The 19501-nt window shown below is 72.4% G+C and carries 3 protein-coding genes; all 3 read left to right on the forward strand.

All coding sequences use genetic code 11. The features are described 5' to 3' along the window. The first annotated feature begins 9 nt into the window (after positions 1 to 9). The 3 genes from AB0I77_RS50840 to AB0I77_RS50850 are packed head-to-tail and all read left to right on the forward strand — an operon-like array spanning position 10 to position 19491. Complete coding sequence (locus AB0I77_RS50840; RefSeq protein WP_363289842.1) at positions 10 to 4497, forward strand: SDR family NAD(P)-dependent oxidoreductase; 4488 nt, start codon at positions 10 to 12, stop codon at positions 4495 to 4497. A 31-nt stretch (positions 4498 to 4528) separates the two neighbouring features. Then, the gene (locus tag AB0I77_RS50845) at positions 4529 to 16240 is read left to right on the forward strand and encodes an SDR family NAD(P)-dependent oxidoreductase (protein ID WP_363289829.1); all 11712 of its coding nucleotides are present in this window, start codon (positions 4529 to 4531) and stop codon (positions 16238 to 16240) included. Further along, positions 16237 to 19491, forward strand: a complete 3255-nt coding sequence (locus AB0I77_RS50850) for a beta-ketoacyl synthase N-terminal-like domain-containing protein (protein WP_363289830.1) — start codon at positions 16237 to 16239, stop codon at positions 19489 to 19491. The genes AB0I77_RS50845 and AB0I77_RS50850 overlap by 4 nt, the downstream gene beginning before the upstream one ends. The last annotated feature ends 10 nt before the right edge of the window (positions 19492 to 19501 follow it).

The raw sequence follows: 19501 nt of genomic DNA on the forward strand, positions 1-19501 counted from the left end.
CAGGGTGAGATCGCGGCGGCTTGTGTGGCGGGGGCGTTGAGTCTTGAGGATGCGGCGAGGGTGGTGGCGTTGCGTAGTCGGGCCATTGTGCGGCTGGCGGGCACGGGTGGCATGGTCTCGGTGGCGTTGTCGGCTGCCGAGGTCGGGGAACTCATCGCGGGATACGACGGCGCCATCGACATCGCCGCCAACAACGGGCCGGCCAGTACGGTCGTATCCGGCCGTCCCGAGGCCCTGGTCGACCTCGTCGCCCGCTGCGAGGCCGACGGTGTGCGGGCCCGCACCATTCCGGTGGACTACGCCTCCCACTCCGCCCAGGTCGACCTGCTGAAGGACGAACTCGCGGAACTGCTCGCCGACATCGAGCCGCGCAAGGGAGACATCACCTTCTACTCCACGGTCATCGCCGAGCCGCTCAGCGGTGAAGAACTCGACGCCGCCTACTGGTTCACCAACCTGCGCCAGACCGTCGAACTCGTCCCGGCCACCCGTCGTCTGGTCGAGGACGGCCACCGGGTGTTCATCGAGGCCAGCCCCCACCCGGTGCTCACCATGGCCATCAGCGACACGGTCGACGAGGCCGGAGCCGAGGACGCCGTGGTGGTCGGATCCCTGCGGCGCGAGGACGGCGGTCAGGACCGCTTCCTCGCCTCGGTCGGCGAGGCCCACGTCGGCGGTGTGGCCGTCGACTGGACCGCCGTCCTCGGCGGGCCGGGCGCAGCGGTCGAGCTGCCCACCTACCCCTTCCAGCGCCAACGGCACTGGCTCACCGGCACCACGGGTGGCGGTGATGTCACCGCCTTTGGACTCCAGCGGGTGGAGCATCCGCTCATCGGCGCCACGATCCGGACCGCCGACACCGAGAGCCTGGTCTTCATGGGCCGCCTCTCGCGCGGCACCCAGCCGTGGCTGGCCGAGCACGCAGCACTCGGCAGCGAGTTGCTGCCCGGCGCCGCCCTGGTCGAACTGGCCGTCCACGCAGGCGACCGGGTCGGCTGCGGTCACGTGGAGGAACTCACTCTCCTCGCACCGGTGTTGCTCGGTGCGAGCGGAGACCTGGACCTCCAGGTGCTGCTCGCGCCGGCAGGCGAGGACGGCAGCAGGGAGCTGAGCATCCACTCGCGCCCGAGCGGCGCCGATGGCGGCTGGGTCCGGCACGCCACCGGCACCATGACCGACGCGGCCCCCGAACAGCCCGCGGAGCTGACGGCCTGGCCGCCGCCCGCCGCCACGCCCCTGCCCGTGCAGGGCTTCTACGAGCAGCTCGAGGGCCGGGGCTACCACTACGGCCCGAGCTTTCAGGGAGTGCGCGGCGCCTGGCAGGACGGTGACGACGTCTACGCCGAGGTCCGGCTCGCCGACGAGACCGACGCGTCCGGGTTCACGATGCACCCGGCACTGCTCGACGCGACCCTGCACGCGATCGGCCTCGCCGACGACACGGACCAGGTCCGGCTGCCGTTCAGCTGGAGCGGCGTCCACTTCTACGCTGCCGGTGCGCGCTCCGTGCGGGTCAGGCTCTCGCGCACCGGCCCCGACGCGATCTCGGTGCTCATCGCCGACGAGTCGGGCGCCCCGGTCGCGTACGTGGAGTCGCTGACGGTACGGGCCGTCGACCCCGATCAGCTCGGCACCGACCGCGGCACCGAGAATCCGTCCCTGTTCGGAGTGGACCTCGTCCCCGCGGAGTTGGCCGACGGGATACCGGCCGAGGCGCGGTGGGCCCTGCTCGGACCCGACCAGCTCGGCCTTTCCCCGGTGCTCGCCGCCGCGGACGTCTCCCTCGGGCGGTACGCCGGTCCGGGGGAGCTCACCACGGCCGGTGACCCTGTGCCGCAGCGGGCGCTGTGGTGCGTACCCGCCGGAGAAGGGGACGTCGCCGAAGCGGCCGGGAAGCTGGCCGCCGACACCCTCCGCTTCCTCCAGGAGTGGCTTGCCGTACCCGGGACCGCGGCGACCCGGTTGAGTGTGGTCACCCGGTCCGGCGACCTCGCGCACGCCGCACTCGTCGGCCTGATCCGCACCGCGCGCACCGAGAACCCCGGCCGGGTCCAGCATGTGATCGTCGACGACCACCCCGACAGCCGGAAGGCCCTGCCGGGCGCGGTCGCCGCCGACACCTCCGAGCTGGTGCTGCGCACCGGGACGGTCCTCGCGCCGAGGCTGGCGCGGGCCGATCGCAGCGCCGTGCTCGCCGAGCCCGCCGGACAGGAGCCGTGGCGCCTGTCGCTGACCATCCGCGGCGAGCTCGACAGTCTCTCGCTCACCGCCTGCCCCGAGGTGCTCGAGCCGCTCGCGGCCGGGCAGGTACGGGTGGCGGTCCGCGCCGGTGGCCTCAACTTCCGCGACGTTCTGCTGGCACTCGGCATGGTCCCCGACGACGAGCGCCCGCCGGTGGGCGAGGGCTCGGGCGTGATCCTGGAGGCCGGTCCGGGAGTGACCCGATTCTCCCCCGGAGACAGGGTGATGGGCCTGTTCTCCAGCGGCGTTGGGCCGGTCGCCATCACCGACCACCGGCTGGTCGCGGCCATGCCCAAGGGGCTGTCCTTCGCGCAGGCGGCCGGCGTTCCCGTGGTGTACCTGACCGCCTACTACGGTCTGGCCGACCTGGCCGAGCTGCGGTCCGGCGAGTCCCTGCTCGTCCATGCCGCAACGGGCGGCGTAGGCCTCGCCGCCATCCAACTGGCCCGGCACTGGGGCGTGGAGGTGTACGGCACCGCCAGCACCGGCAAGTGGCAGACCCTGCGCGACCTGGGCTTCTCCGACGACCGCATCGGCAACTCCCGCACGCTCGACTTCGAGGAGCATTTCCTCGCCGCGACCGGCGACCGCGGCGTCGACGTCGTACTCAACTCCCTTGCCCACGAGTACGTGGAGGCGTCACTGCGGCTGCTGCCGCGCGGCGGGCGCTTCCTGGAGATGGGCAAGACCGACATCCGTGACCCCGAGGAGGTCGCCGCCGACTGGCAGGGCGTGCGGTATCAGGCGTTCGACGTACTGGACGCGGGTCCCGAGCGGATCAGCCAGATGCTGGACGAGATCAGCGCCCTGTTCGACGAGGGCGCCCTGCGGCCCATGCCGATCTCTTCCTGGGACATCCACCGTGCGCCGGAGGCCTTCCGCCACCTCAGCCAGGCGCGCCACATCGGCAAGGTCATCCTGACGGTGCCGCGGCAGCCCGACCCCGAGGGCACGGTGCTCGTCACCGGAGGCACCGGTGTCCTCGGCTCACTCGTCGCCCGCCACCTCGTCGCGCAGCACGGCGTACGCCGCCTCGTGCTGCTCAGCCGACGCGGCGGCCGGGCCGCCGGCGCCGCCGATCTCGAGGCCGAACTGCGCGCCGCCGGGGCCGAGGTGACCATCGCCGCCTGCGACGCGGCCGACGGCGAAGCCCTCGCCGAGGTGCTCGCCGCGATCCCGGCCGAGCACCCGCTCACTGGAGTGGTGCACGCGGCGGGCGTCATCGACGACGGCACTCTGGAGAGCCTGACCCCGCGGCGGCTCGCCACGGTGTTCCGAGCCAAGGCCACTGCCGCCTGGCAGCTGCACGAACTCACCAAGGGCATGGACCTGTCCTTCTTCGTGCTGTTCTCCTCGCTGGCCGGTGTCATGGGCAACGCGGGCCAGGGCGGCTACGCCGGCGCCAATACCTTTCTCGACGGCCTGGCCGCGCACCGCGGCACGCTCGGCCTGCCCGCGACATCCCTCGCCTGGGGACTGTGGGCGCAGACCAGCGAGATGACCGGGCACCTCGACGACGCCCACCTGCGGCGCCTGGACCGGATGGGGATGGCCGCGCTCACCGACGATCAGGGCCTGGCCCTGTACGACGCCGCACCGCGGCTCCACCGGCCGCTGGTCGTGGCCGCGCCCGTCGACATGGCCAGGTTCCGGGCGAGCGGACAGCAGGTGCCCGAACTCCTCGCCGGACTCGACACGCCGGTCAGCGGCCCCGCGCGGCGCAGGGTCGTCGAGGCGGGTCCGGCGGGCGGCACCTCGCTCACCGACCGCTTGGCCGCCCTGCCCGAACCGCAGCAGCACAAGGCCCTCCTGGACCTGGTGCGCGGCGCCGTCGCAGCCGTCCTCGGGCACACGGACGCCCAGAGCATCACGCCCGACCGGGCCTTCAAAGAACTCGGCTTCGACTCGCTGACCGCGGTCGAACTGCGCAACCGGCTGAACAACGCCACCGGCCTCCGGCTGCCCGGCACGCTTGTCTTCGACCACCCCAACCCGCAGGCCCTCGTCGCCTTCCTGCACACCCAGGTCGTCCCGCAGCGAGAGGCGACCGCCAAGTCGGTCGTGGCCGGCCTCGACCGGCTCCAGCTCGACCTCCTCGACGAAGCCGCCCGCCAACTGCTGTCCGACCGCATGCGGGACCTGCTGCGCTCGCTCGACAGCCTCAGCGGTACGGCACCTGATGACGAGCGGGATCTGGAGTCCGCCACGGACGACGAGATCTTCGACTTCATCGACGGTGAACTCGGCTCTGCCTGACCGGCCTCTCTCTCGAAGGTGTTGACACACGATGTCCAATGAGCAGAAGCTTCGCGACTACCTGAAGCGGGTCACCACCGACCTGCAGAAGGCCCGCCGGGAGCTCCGCGACGCCGAGTCCGGCAGGCACGAGCCGATCGCGATCGTCGGCATGGCCTGCCGCTACCCCGGCGGAGTGGACTCACCGGAAGGGCTGTGGGACCTCGTCCACGACGGTGTGGACGCGATCACCGACTTCCCGTCCGGGCGGGGCTGGGACCCCGAGGCCCTCTACGACCCCGACCCGGACACCGTCGGCCGCAGTTACGTCACCAAAGGTGGCTTCCTGCACGACGCGGACCAGTTCGACGCCGAGTTCTTCGGGATCAGCCCCCGCGAGGCGGACGCCATCGAACCGCAGCAGCGGCTGCTCCTGGAGACGGCCTGGGAGGCCTTCGAGCGGGCGGGCATCGACCCGACATCGCTGCGCGGCCAGACCGGCGGCGTCTTCGTCGGCGCCATCGCGCAGGACTACGCGACACGGCCGGGGGAGACCCCGGAGGAACTCGAGGGCTACCTCCTTACGGGCAACACCACCAGCGTGGCCTCGGGGCGTCTCGCCTACACCTTCGGTCTCGAAGGTCCCGCGCTGACGATCGACACGGCGTGCTCGTCGTCGCTGGTGGCGCTGCACCTCGCCGTACAGTCCCTGCGCGACGGCGAGTGCTCGCTCGCACTCGCCGGCGGTGTCACCGTCATGGCGAGCCCCGGCCTCTTCGTGGAGTTCAGCCGTCAGCGGGGGCTGTCACCGGACGGTCGCTGCCGTTCCATGTCGGCCTCCGCCGACGGCACGGGATTCGCGGAAGGCGCCGGTCTGCTGGTGCTCGAGCGGTTGTCGGATGCGGAGCGCAACGGTCACAAGGTGCTTGCGGTGGTGCGGGGTTCGGCGGTCAACCAGGACGGTGCCAGCAATGGTCTGACGGCGCCGAACGGTCCGTCGCAGGAGCGGGTGATCCGTGCGGCGTTGGCGAACGCGCGGTTGTCGGCGGCGGATGTGGACGCGGTGGAGGCGCACGGTACGGGGACGAAGCTGGGCGACCCGATCGAGGCGCAGGCGCTGATTTCCACATACGGGCAGGCCCGGCAGGACGACAACCCCCTCTGGCTGGGTTCCATCAAGTCGAACATCGGTCATACGCAAGCTGCGGCGGGTGTGGCGGGTGTGATCAAGATGGTGATGGCGCTGCGGCACGGGGTGCTCCCGCCCACGCTGCACGTGGACGAGCCGACCCCCGAAGTGGACTGGTCGGCGGGCGCGGTGGAGCTCCTTACCAAGTCCCGCGGCTGGGACGAGCAGGGCCGTCCGCGCCGTGCCGGTGTCTCGTCCTTCGGCGTCAGCGGCACCAACGCGCATGTGATTGTGGAGGAGGTGGCTGCGGCCGAGCCGGCGGAGGCTGCGGGTGACGCGGCCGGTGGTCTGGTGCCGTGGGTGGTGTCGGGTAAGTCCGCTGCGGCTGTTGTGGAGCAGGCGGGTCGGCTGGCGTCTTTTGTTGAGGAGCGGCCGGGGCTGGGTGTGGCGGCGGTGGGGCGTTCGCTGGCGGTGTCGCGTGCCCGGTTCGAGCATCGTGCGGTGGTGGTGGGGGAGAGCCGTGGTGAACTCCTGGATTCACTGCGGGCGTTGATGCCGGGTGAGCCTGTTTCCGGTGGTGGGCTGGCGTTTTTGTTTTCGGGGCAGGGGAGTCAGCGGTTGGGGATGGGTCGGGAACTGTATGGGAGTGAGCCGGTGTTTGCGGCTGCTTTCGATGAGGTGTGTGCGGCTCTTGATATGTATTTGGATTGTTCGCTGGCTTCGGTGATTTCGGGTGAGGCGGGTCCCGAGTTGTTGGGCCGGACGGGGTTTACGCAGCCTGCGTTGTTTGCGGTTGAGGTGGCGTTGTTCCGGTTGGTGTCGCATTACGGGGTTGTTCCGGATTATGTGGTGGGGCATTCGGTGGGTGAGATTGCGGCGGCGCATGTGGCGGGTGTGTTGTCGTTGGGGCATGCGGCGCGGTTGGTGTGTGCGCGGGCGCGGTTGATGGAGGCGTTGCCCGCGGGTGGTGCGATGGCTGCTGTCGGTGCGGGTGAGGGCCGGGTTGTGGGGTGGCTTGAGGGTCGTGTGGGTGTGGGTGTGGCGGGGGTGAACAGTCCGTTGGGGACGGTGGTGTCGGGTGATGAGGCTGGGGTTGTTGAGGTGGTGGAGGTGGCGCGGGCGGCGGGGGTGAAGGCGACGCGTCTGGCGGTGAGTCATGCGTTTCATTCGGCTCGTCTGGACGGGATGCTGGATGAACTGACCCAGGTTGCCGGTGAGTTGACGTATGGCGTGCCGCGTATTCCGGTGGTGTCGAATGTGACGGGTGGGCTGGTGGAGGAGTTCACCGCGGAGTATTGGGCGGTGCAGGCGCGTTCGGCGGTGCGGTTCGCTGATGGGGTGGCGACGCTGCGGGGTTTGGGGGTGTCGGCGTTTGTGGAGCTGGGTCCGGATGCGACGTTGTCGGGTCTGGTACGTGAATGCCTCGCCGGCGAGGACGATGCCGCTGAATCCGCCGATTCCGCTGGTTCGGTTGTGGTGGTGCCGCTGTTGCGGCGTAAGCAGCCCGAGCGGCGGGCGTTCCTGTCGGCTCTCGCGGGTGTGCATGCGCATGGGGTGGAGGTGGACTGGGCGAAGTTCTATCCCCACGGCGCGGCCGCGGTGGACCTGCCCACGTACGCCTTCCAACGCCGCTCCTACTGGCTGAAGAAGCCCATCGGCAGCGACCCCGCAGGACTCGGTCTGGCGGCCGCCGACCATCCCCTGCTCTCTGCCACGGTCCAGCCCGCCGACAGCGACTCGCTCATCCTCACCGGCCGGATCGCGCTGTCCACCCACGCGTGGCTGGCCGACCATGCGATCGGTGAGACGGTCCTCGTTCCCGGGACGGCGTTTCTGGAGCTCGCCATCCGCGCGGGTGACGAGGTCGGCTGCGCCACCGTCGAGGAACTCACCCTCGAACAGCCGCTGGCCCTGCCCGCGACCGGCAGCGTCCAGATACAGGTGACCGTGGCCGAGCCCGACGCGGCCGGTCGTCGTGCCGTCGCCGTGCACTCACGGCGCGGTGAGGCCGACTGGGACCGGCACGCCACGGGCACGCTCACCGAGGCGCCCGGTGCGGAGCCGGAGGACCTCGCGCAGTGGCCGCCGAGGGGCGCCGCCGCGATCTCCGTGGACGGCTTCTACGACGGGCTTGCCGCACTGGGCTACCACTACGGGCCCGCGTTCGCAGGCCTGCGTGCCGCCTGGCAGTCCGGCGACACGGTGTACGCCGAGGTCGAACTGGAGCAGGAACAGCACCAGGCGGCCACCGGGTTCGGCGTGCACCCCGCGCTCCTCGATTCCGCCCTGCACGCCCTGGCGCTGACCGCGCAGGACTCGCCGTCCGGTTCGGTGCGGCTGCCGTTCGCCTGGACGGACATCGCCCTGCACGCCACCGGTGCCACCCGGGCCCGGGTCGCGCTGACGCGGACCGGTGACGACACGGTCTCCCTGCTCGTCGCCGACGACGCCGGGCAGCCCGTCGCCCGGGTCGGCGCCCTGACGCTGCGGACCGTCGCGGCCGACCGGATCGCCTCCGCGGTGGCCTCCGGCCCCGAGGCCCTCTATGAACTGGAGTGGACCGCCGCCCCGTACGAGGAGAACGCGCGCGCGACCGGTGGCCTGCGCGAACTCCACGACCTCGACACGCTGACGGCCCTCGACCCGGGCACGCCGGGGCTCGTGGTCGCCCGCCTCGGCGAGGCCGCGGTCTCGCCCGACACCGACACCGACACCGATGCCGATGCCGATGCCGATGCCGATGCCGATGCCGACGCCGCCGTCGACGTCGTCGACGCCACGCACCGACTGGCCGCCCGCACCCTGGGGTTGGTGCAGGAGTGGCTGTCCGGCGAGCGGCACAAGGACAGCCGTCTCGTGATCCTGACCCGGTCCGCCGTTCAGGCGCTGCCCGGCGACACGAGCGTGGACCTGGCCGCGACGGCCATACGTGGCCTGGTGCGCACCGCGCAGTCGGAGAACCCCGGCCGGTTCGTCCTCGTCGACGTCGACGGGCGCCCGGAGTCGGAGCAGGCCGTCGAGGCCGCCGTAGCCGGGGGCGAGAGCGAGCTGGTCATCCGTCAGGGCGTCGCCTACCGGCCGCAGTTGGCGCGTCCGAACGCCAAGGACCTGCTCAAGGCGCCGGCCACCGAGCAGGCATGGCGGCTCGATGTGCGCACCCCAGGCACGCTGGAGGCCCTTGAGCTGCTTGCGGTGCCCCCGGCGGAGCCGCTGGGCGAGGGGCAGGTACGGATCGCGGTCCGTGCCGCGGGACTCAACTTCCGCGACGTCATGATCGCCCTCGGTATGTACCCCGACCGGGCGCTGATCGGCAGCGAGGGCGCCGGTGTGGTCCTGGACGTCGGTCCCGGCGTCACCGATCTGGCACCCGGGGACGCCGTGATGGGACTCCTGTCCGGTGGCGTCGGCCCCAGCTCGGTCACCGACCGCGACCTCATCACCAAGATTCCGGCGGGCTGGACGTTCGGGCAGGCGGCGTCGGTGCCGATCGTGTTCCTGACCGCGTACTACGGACTTGTCGACCTCGCCGAGGTGCGGTCCGGTGAGTCGGTCCTCGTGCACGCCGCCGCCGGTGGTGTCGGCATGGCCGCCGTACAGCTGGCCCGGCACCTGGGCGCCGAGGTCTACGCCACCGCGAGCACCGGCAAGTGGCCGGTGCTGCGACAGCAGGGCTTCGACGACGCCCACCTCGCCAATTCGCGGACGCTGGACTTCGAGGCGACGTTCCTGGAGGCCACCGACGGACGTGGCGTCGATGTCGTACTCGACTCCACCGCACGTGAGTTCGTGGACGCCTCGCTGCGGCTGCTGCCGCGCGGCGGGCGCTTCCTGGAGATGGGCAAGACCGACATCCGCGAGCCCGGGCAGGTCGCCGCGGACCACCCCGGCGTCACGTATCAGGCGTTCGACCTGATGGAGGCCGGCCCGGCCCGGATACAGGAGATGCTGACCGAGCTGGTGCGGCTGTTCGAGGGGGGCGTCCTGCGCCCCCTGCCGGTCACCGGCTGGGACGTACGCCGGTCGCCGGAAGCGATGCGCTTCCTCAGTCAGGCCAAGCACGTGGGCAAACTGGTCCTCCAGGTGCCGTCGCGGCTCGACCCCGAGGGCACCGTGCTGATCACCGGCGGTACCGGGTCGCTCGGCGCCAGGGTCGCCCGGCACCTGGTCGCCGAACGAGGTGTCAGGCACCTCCTGCTCACCAGCAGGCGCGGCCCGGCGGCCGAGGGTGCCGAGGAGCTTCGGACCGAACTGACCGCTGCCGGTGCCCAGGTGCGCGTCGAGGCCTGCGACACAGCCGACCGCGAGGCCCTCGCGGCGCTCCTCGGCTCGGTGCCCGACGCGTACCCGCTCACCGGCGTGGTGCACGCGGCGGGCGTCATCGACGACAGCCTGGTCGGGTCCCTGACCGCCGAGCGCCTTGACCACGTCCTGCGTCCGAAGGTGGACGCGGCCTGGCACCTGCATGAACTCACCGCAGGCAGCGACCTCGCGATGTTCGTCCTCTTCTCCTCGCTCGCCGGACTCAGCGGCAACGCGGGCCAGGCCAACTATGCGGCGGCGAACGCCTTCTTGGACGGCCTCGCGCTGCTGCGCCGCTCGCGCGGTCTGCCGGCGACCTCGCTCGCCTGGGGCCCGTGGGCAGGTGGCGGCATGGCCGGTGACCTCGCCTCCGGCGACCAGGCGCGCCTGGGCCGCAGCGCGGTCCGCCCTTTGGCCGACGCCGAGGCGCTGCGGTCCTTCCTCGCGGCGGCCGAGGGCGACCGCGCTCTCCTGGTCCCCGCGGCCCTCGACCTGTCCGCCGTCCGCCGGCTCGCCGAGGCGGGCGAACTCCCCGGCATGCTGCGCGGGCTCCTGCGAACGCCGAGCCGGCGCGCGGTCAGCGAGGCCGGCGGCGCCGCCTCGACGGCCGTCGAACTCGCCGGTCTGTCGCAGGCCGAGCAGGAACGGCGGCTCGTGGACCTGGTCCGTGCGCAGGCCGCGACCGTGCTCGGCCACTCGGGACCCGAGGCGATCACGGCAGCCCGCGCCTTCACCGAGTCGGGCTTCGACTCGCTCACCGCGGTGGAACTGCGCAACAGGCTGAACACCGCGACCGGCCTCAGGCTGCCCACCACCCTGGTCTTCGACCACCCGACGCCGCTCGCCCTCGCCGGCCATCTGCGCTCCGAGCTGCTCGGCGATCAGGAGAGTGTGGCGCCGACCGGCGGCGGCCCCCTGGCCGCGGCGTCCGACGACCCGATCGTCATCGTCGGCATGGCCTGCCGCTATCCCGGCGGAGTCGCATCGCCGGAGGACCTGTGGCGCCTCGTCTCCGACGGGGCCGACGCGATCGGCCCGTTCCCCACCAACCGCGGCTGGGAGCTGGAGAGCCTGTACGACGGGAACCCGGACGCGGTGGGCAAGTCCTACGTACGCGCCGGTGGCTTCGTGCATGACGCCGACGCCTTCGACCCCGCCTTCTTCGGGATCAGCCCCCGCGAGGCCACCGCGATGGATCCGCAGCAGCGGCTGCTCCTGGAGACCTCGTGGGAGGCCGTGGAACGGTCCGGCATCGACCCGGCCGCGCTGCGCGGCAGCAACACGGGCATCTTCGCCGGTGTCATCGCCGGTGACTACGCCTCGCGCCTCTCGCACGTTCCGGAGGACTTCGAGGGCTACCTGTCCACCGGCAACACCACGAGCGTGGCCTCGGGCCGCATCGCGTACACCCTGGGGCTGCAGGGCCAGGCGGTCACCGTGGACACCGCGTGTTCGTCCTCGCTGGTCGCGGTGCACCTGGCCGCGCAGGCGCTGCGGCAGGGCGAGTGTGAACTCGCTCTCGCGGGTGGCGTGACCATCATGGCCGGCCCCGGCAACTTCGTGGAGTTCAGCCGGCAGCGCGCCCTTTCCCCCGGTGGCAGGTGCCGGGCGTTCTCCGCGGACGCCGACGGCACCGCCTGGGGCGAGGGCGCCGGGATGCTGCTCCTGGAGCGGCAGTCCGACGCGGTGCGCGAAGGGCACCGGATTCTCGCCGTCGTACGGGGATCGGCGGTCAACCAGGACGGTGCGAGCAATGGCCTCACCGCGCCGAACGGCCCTTCGCAGCAGCGGGTGATCCGGGCGGCGCTCCGTAATGCCGGGGTGTCCACGCAGGAAGTGGACGCGGTCGAGGCGCACGGCACGGGCACCGCCCTCGGCGACCCCATCGAGGCGCAGGCCCTCCTTGCCACCTATGGCCGAGGCCGGTCCGCCGAGCAGCCACTGTGGCTGGGCTCGATCAAGTCGAACATCGGTCACACCCTCGCCGCCGCGGGCGTCGCCGGGATCATCAAGATGGTCGAGGCGATGCGCAACCGACGCCTGCCCAGGACGCTGCACGTCAGCGAGCCCAGCGCCGAGGTGGACTGGTCCGACGGAGCGGTCCGCCTCCTGACGGAGGATCAGCCGTGGCCGGAGCGCGGTCATGCGCGCCGGGCCGCCGTGTCCTCCTTCGGCATCAGCGGCACCAACGCGCACATCGTCCTCGAGCAGGCCCCGGCGCAGGACCCGGCCCCGCGGCCCGAACCCTTCACCGGGCCCGTGCCGATCGCCCTGTCGGGCCGGGGCGCCGACGCGCTGCGCGACCGAGCGGGCCAGCTGCGTGACCTGGCGGCCGGCGCGCCGGAGCTCCAACTCGCCGATCTGGCCGATGCGTTGATGACCACCAGGTCCGTCTTCGAGGACCGGGCGGTGATCGTCGCCGCCGACCACGCCGAACTGCTCCAGGGCCTGGACGCCCTGCTCGCCGACCGGTCCGCACCGCAGCTCGTCCAGGGCCAGGCAGGCGACCCGGCGGAGGCCGTGTTCGTCTTCCCGGGCCAGGGCTCGCAGTGGGCCGGGATGGCGCTGGAACTGGCCGACCGCTCATCGGTGTTCGCCGAGCGGCTCGCCGAGTGCGCGGCGGCGCTGTCCTCGTACACGGACTGGTCGGTGCTCGACGTGCTGCGGGGCGACGAGGGCGCGCCCTCGCTCGACCGTGTCGACGTGGTCCAGCCGGCCCTGTTCGCGGTGATGGTCTCGCTGGCCGAGCTGTGGCAGTCCTACGGTGTGCGCCCGGTCGGAGTGGTCGGACACTCCCAGGGCGAGATCGCCGCGGCCTGCGTCGCCGGCGCACTGAGCCTCGACGACGCGGCCAAGGTGGTGGCGCTGCGCAGCCGGCTGATCGCCCGGCGGATGGCGGGCAAGGGCGGCATGGGCGCCGTACCGCTGCCGGTCGACGAGGTCCGCGAGCTGCTCGTACCGTGGGACGGCACCATCGGTGTCGCCGCGGTCAACGGCCCCAACTCGACCGTCGTGTCGGGCGATGCGCAGGCCCTGGGCGACTTCCTGGACGCCTGCGTCGAACAAGGGGTCCGCGCCCGCCGGATCCAGGTGGACTACGCCTCGCACTCGGCGCATGTGGACGAGGTCCGCGATGAGCTCATCGAGGTCCTGGCGGGCATCACGCCCCGCGAGGCCCGGATCGCCTTCCACTCCACGGTGACCGGTACGACGCTGCGCGGCACCGAGCTCGATGCGGAGTACTGGTTCACGAACCTGCGCCGGACCGTCGGTCTGGAGGCTGTGATCGCACGGCTCGCCGCCAGTGGCCACACGCTGTTCGTGGAGTCCAGCCCGCACCCGGTGCTCACCATCGGCATCCAGGAGACCCTGGAGGCGGCGGATTCGACGGCCGGTGTGGTCGGCTCGCTGCGCCGTGACGAGGGCGGCCTGAGCCGCTTCCTGCTCTCGGTCTCCCAGGCCCACACCCTGGGCGCGCCGCTCGAACTGGCCCCGCTGCTCGGTGAGTCGGCGCGCGGCCGGGTCGAACTGCCGACCTATCCCTTCCAGCGCCGGCGGTTCTGGCTGGAGACCGGCACGGCCCCGGCGGACGCCGCCGGACTCGGGCTCTCCCCGGTCGCGCACCCGCTGCTCGGCGCCAGTGTCGAACTGGCCGCAGACCAAGGCCTGGTGGCCACCGGTTCGGTCTCGCTGCGGACACATCCCTGGCTCGCCGATCACGCGGTGGCCGGCACCGTACTGCTGCCCGGCACCGCGTTCGTCGACCTGGCGCTGTACGTCGGTGACCAGGCCGGCACCGCCCTGCTCGACGAACTGACCCTGGAGGCACCGCTGGTGTTGTCCGAGGAGGAGGCCGTCCAGCTTCAGGTCGCCCTCGGCCACCCCGACGGCTCCGGCACCCGCACGGTGGAGATCTACTCACGGGACGGCGCCGACAGCGAGTGGGTCCGGCACGCCACCGGTGCGCTCTCGCCGGGCGAGTCCGTCGACACGGTGGGCGCTCCGGGCGTCGAGTGGCCTCCGGCGGGGGCCGAGCAGGTGGACATCGACGGCCGGTACGCCGACCTCTTCGCCCAGGGCTACGAGTACGGGCCCGCCTTCCGCGGACTGCGGGCCCTGTGGCGGGCCGGGGACGAGCTGTTCGCGGAGGTGACACTGCCCGCCGACGAGAACAGCGGCGGCTTCGTGCTCCACCCGGCGCTCCTTGACGCCTGTCTGCACGCGATGGCGACCGGGGAGGTGTCCGACACCGTCACGTTGCCCTTCGCCTGGAACGGCGTCCGGCTGCACCGGGGGGCCGTGTCCGGCGCACGGGTGCGTCTTTCGCCCGTCGACGGCGACCCGCGGACCATGTCCCTGCTGATCGCGGACGAGAGCGGCGCTCCAGTGGCCGCCGTGGACTCGATCTCGGTCCGGCCGATGCCGGCCGATCAGCTGCGGGCCCTCGGCGGCGACGACCGCTCGCTGTACGCGCTGGCCTGGTCCGCGGTTCCGCTGCCGCAACCGGCGCCCGGTGTCCGCGTCGCCGTCGCGGGACCGGACCCGTTCGGCCTGCCGTACCCGGCCCTTTCGGCCTTGGCCGAGGGGCAGGCTCCCGACTGGCTGGTGCTCCCGGTCTCCGGCGAGGGGGAGACAGGTCCGGACACGGTGCGAGGCCTGGTCGGCCGCGTGCTCGGCAGGTTGCAGGAGTGGCTTGCCGACGAGCGCCTGGCAGGCAGCCGCATCGCGCTGGTGACCAGGGGCGCGATGGCGACGGGGCCGGCCGAATCGGTGCCGGATCCGGCCGCGGCGGCGGTCTGGGGCCTGGCCCGCTCGGCGCAGTCGGAGAACCCGGACCGCATCAAGCTGATCGACCTGGCGGAGCAGGGTGCGGCGGCCCCCGCTGCCCGGATGCTGGATGCCGCGCTCGCCACAGACGAGAACCAACTCGCCGTACGAGAAGGAGAGTTGAGGATTCCGCGCCTGGTGCGGTCGGCACCCGGTCCGGACACCGCTTCCGCTGCCGCCTTCGATCCGGAGGGTACCGTCCTGGTCACCGGCGCGACCGGAACGCTCGGTTCGCTGCTCGCCCGCCACCTCGCCGGCGCACACGGCGTACGACGCCTGCTGCTGCTCAGCCGTCAGGGCCCCGCCGCCCCCGGCGCCGGCGAACTCCTCCAGGACCTCGGTGCGCTCGGTGCGAGGGCCGATCTGGTCGCCTGCGACGTGGCCGACCGCGACGCCCTGGCCGCGGTCCTCGACGGCATGGACCCGGCGTATCCGCTGAGCGCCGTGCTGCACCTGGCCGGCACGCTCGACGACGGCGTGCTGCGGTCCCTCACTCCGGAGCGCCTCGACGCGGTCCTGCGCCCGAAGGTGGACGCCGCATGGCATCTGCACGAGCTGACCCGCGAGATGAAACTGGGCGCCTTCGTGCTCTTCTCGTCCGCGGCGGGCACCCTGGGCAACGCCGGACAGGCCAACTACGCGGCGGCCAATGCCTTCCTGGACGCGCTGGCGTTCAGGCGCCGTGCCGCCGGTCTGCCCGCACTCTCCCTGGCCTGGGGCCTGTGGGCCGAGGCCTCCGGTCTGACCGGCGACCTGGGCTCCGGCGCGCTGTCCCGACTGAACCGTGGCGGAGCACGTGCGCTGGCCTCGAACGAGGGCCTCGAGCTGTTCGACGAGGCCCTCGCGGGCGCCGCCGCCACTGTCGTACCGGCAGCCCTTGACCTGCCCGCGCTGCGCGCCGCGGCCGCCGCGGGTGAACTCCCCGCGCTCTTCCGAGGGTTGGTGCGGACGCCGTCCCGCACGGCACAGCACTCCCGCACGGTGGACCTGGCGCAGCGGCTGCGCGGACTGCCCGCGGAGCAGCAGCACGAGGTCACCCTGGACCTGGTCCGCTCCACGGTGGCCGCGGTCCTCGGGCACGCGGACGAGAGCACGGTGGACCCGGAACGGGCCTTCAAGGACCTTGGTTTCGACTCACTCACCGCGGTCGAACTGCGCAACAGACTGAACGCCTCGACCGGCCTCAGGCTGCCGGCCACGCTGGTCTTCGACCACCCGACCCCGGCGGCCATCGCCGGGCACATCGTGACGGCACTGGCCCCCGAGGAGACCGCGCCGCCGACCGACCCCCAGGGCTTCCTGGACGAGCTGGAACGGCTCGACGTCGGCCTGGCCACGGCCTCCGGTGACGCGGAGGTCCGTGCGGCGGTCACCCGGCGACTGCGGCGGATCCTTGCGAAGTGGGACGCCGCCCCGGCAGCCACCGAGGTCGCCGACCGGATCAGCGCCGCGTCGACCGACGACATCTTCGCCTTCATCGATCAGGAGCTAGGCCGGAGGCCCGCATGAGCGACAACGAAGAAAAGCTCGTCGAGTACCTGAAATGGGTCACCGCCGACCTGCACCAGACCCGAGAACGGGTACGGGAACTGGAGTCCGCCACACCGGAGCCGGTGGCCATCGTCGCCATGGGCTGCCGGTTCCCGGGCGGGGTCCGCACCCCGCAGGAGCTGTGGGACCTGGTGTCCGAAGGCAGCGACGCCGTCGGCCCGTTTCCCACCGCCCGCGGCTGGGACCTGGAGCGGCTCTACGACCCGGACCCCGACAAGAGCGGCACCACCTACTCCCGCGAGGGCGGGTTCCTGTACGACGCCGACGAGTTCGATCCGGCCTTCTTCGGGCTCAGCCCGCGTGAGGCCACCGCGATGGACCCGCAGCAGCGACTGCTCCTGGAGGTCGCGTGGGAGACCTTCGAGCACGGCGGCATCGATCCGGCGAGCCTGCGCGGCAGCAGGACCGGGGTGTTCGCCGGGCTGATGTACGGCGACTACGCCACGCGGCTGCGCACGGTCCCCGCCGAGCACGAGGCCTTCCTGGGCAGCGGCAGTGCGACCAGTATCGCCTCGGGCCGGGTGGCGTACACCTTCGGCCTGGAGGGCCCGGCGCTCACCGTCGACACCGCCTGCTCCTCCTCGCTGGTCGCGATGCACCTGGCGATTTCGGCCCTGCGGACGGGGGAGTGCACGCTGGCGCTTGCCGGTGGCGTGACGGTCCTTTCCACCCCGGCGGTCTTCACCGACTTCAGCCGTCAGCGGGGGCTGTCCCCGGACGGCAGGTGCAAGCCGTTCTCGGAGGCGGCGGACGGCACGGGCTTCGGCGAGGGCGCCGGACTGCTGCTCCTGGAACGGCTCTCCGACGCTCGGCGCAACGGGCACCAGGTGCTTGCGGTGATCCGTGGCTCGGCCGTCAACCAGGACGGCGCGAGCAACGGGCTCACCGCTCCCAACGGCCCGTCCCAGGAGCGGGTCATCCGGCAGGCGCTGGCCGACGCCGGGCTCGCCGCCCAGGACGTGGACGTGGTGGAGGCGCACGGCACCGGCACCACCCTGGGCGACCCGGTCGAGGCACAGGCGCTCCTCGCCACCTACGGCCAGGACCGCCCGGCCGACCGGCCGTTGTGGCTCGGCTCGATCAAGTCGAACATCGGGCACACCCAGGCCGCGGCGGGTGTGGCGGGTGTGATGAAGGCCGTCCTCGCGCTGCGGCACGAGAAGCTGCCGGTCAGTCTGCACGCCGAGACCCCGTCCGCGTACGTGGACTGGACCGCCGGGCACGTACGGCTGCTCACCGAGCCGGTGCCCTGGCCGCGGGGCGAAACCCCGCGCCGGGCGGGCGTTTCCTCCTTCGGCATCAGCGGGACCAACGCCCATCTGATCGTGGAACAGGCACCGGACGACGAACACACCGAGGGGCAGGGGACGTTGGTGCCCCGCTCCCGGCCGTGGCTGCTCTCCGGCCGGTCCGAGGCCGCCGTACGGGACAACGCCGACCGGCTCAGCCGCTTCCTGGCCGACCGTCCCGACGTCGCCTCGGCCGACGTCGCGGCCACTTTGGCGGCGCGCACCCGCTTCCCTCACCGTGCCGCGGTGGTGGCCGAGGACCGGGAAGCCCTGCTCAGGGGCTTGCGCGGAATCGCCACCGGCCAGGCGGCGGTCGGTGTGGTCCGCGGCCAGGCCTCCGCCACCGGCGCGATGGCCTTCCTGTTCACCGGTCAGGGCAGCCAACGCCTCGGCATGGGACGGGAGTTGTACGACTCGGTGCCCCCCTTCGCGGCGGCCCTGGACGAGGTCTGCGGGGAGCTCGACCGGCATCTGGAGCGGCCGCTGCTGTCCGTGCTGTTCGCTCCGGTGCGTTCGGCGGACGCCGCCCTGCTCGACCAGACCGTCTACACCCAGGCCTCCTTGTTCGCGGTGGAGGTCGCCCTGTACCGCCTGGTCGAGCAGCTCGGGGTGCGGCCCGACTACCTGATCGGCCATTCGATCGGCGAACTCGCGGCGGCCCATGTCGCCGGGGTCCTTTCGTTGCCCGACGCCTGCTCCCTCGTGGCGGGGCGCGGCAGGCTGATGCAGTCCGTGGCGGCGGGCGGCGCGATGGTCGCGGTGGCCGCCGACCACCTGCGGGTGCACGAGTCGCTGCCGAGCGGTCGGCGGGTCGGGGTCGCGGCCATCAACGGACCACAGGCCACCGTGATCTCAGGTGACGCCGACGCGGTCGCCGACCTGACGACGCACTGGCGCCGGCAGGGCGTCAAGACCAAGCGACTGAAGGTCAGCCACGCCTTCCACTCGCACCACCTGGACCCGATCCTGGAAGAGTTCCGTCAACTCGCGGCCGGACTGAGCTACGCGCCGCCGACGATTCCGGTCGTCTCCAATGTGACCGGACAGCTCGCCACCGCCGACGAGCTGTGCTCGCCCGACTACTGGGTCCGGCACGTCCGGCAGACCGTCCGGTTCCTGGACGGTGTCCGCTGGCTGGAGCAGAACGGGGTCGACCGGTTCCTGGAGCTGGGCCCCGAGGCGGTGCTGTCCGGCCTGGTCCAGGAGTGCCTGGCCACCCCGCCCGCCGTGGTGGCCCCCCTGCTGCGGGGTGGCCGCCCGGAGGTCACCGTCCTCACCACCGCGCTGGCCAGTGCCCATGTGCGGGGCGTCGAGGTCGACTGGCCGCGGCTGCTCGGCACCGACGGCGCGCACACCGACCTGCCGCCGTACGCCTTCGCGCGCGACCGCTACTGGCTGCACGACACCGGCGAGCCCACCGGGTTCGACGCGGACTTGTGGGCCGCCGTCGACGCCGCGGATCCGGCGGCCCTCGCCGCGGTCCTCAACACGGACACGGAGCTGCTCGAGCCGCTGGGGGCGGTGCTGCCCGCCCTGGCCGCCTGGCGGAAGGAGCGCGGTGCGACGCCGCGTCCGCACAGCACGGGGCCCGTGGTGGCCCAGGCGGCGGGCACCGATGAACCGGCGGTGCTGCGGGGTAAGTTGGCCGGCCTGGACGAGGCGGCTGCGCAGGAGCTGCTGCTCGAGCTGGTGCGGACGCAGTCGGCTGTGGTCCTCGGCTTTGCCTCCGTGGACGAGGTCGACATCGAGCTCAGCTTCCTGGAGGTCGGGATGTCCTCGTTCACGGCTCTTGAACTGCGCAATGCGCTGGTGGCCAGCACGGGCGTGGAACTGCCGCCCGTGGTCGTCATGGAGCATCCGACGCCCCGGTCGCTGGTGCGGCACCTGCTCGACGAGCTCTCCGCCGACCTGGCCGCTTGACCGGGACGCC

The sequence above is a fragment of the Streptomyces sp. NPDC050619 genome, from assembly GCF_040654815.1.
Taxonomy (GTDB): domain Bacteria; phylum Actinomycetota; class Actinomycetes; order Streptomycetales; family Streptomycetaceae; genus Streptomyces.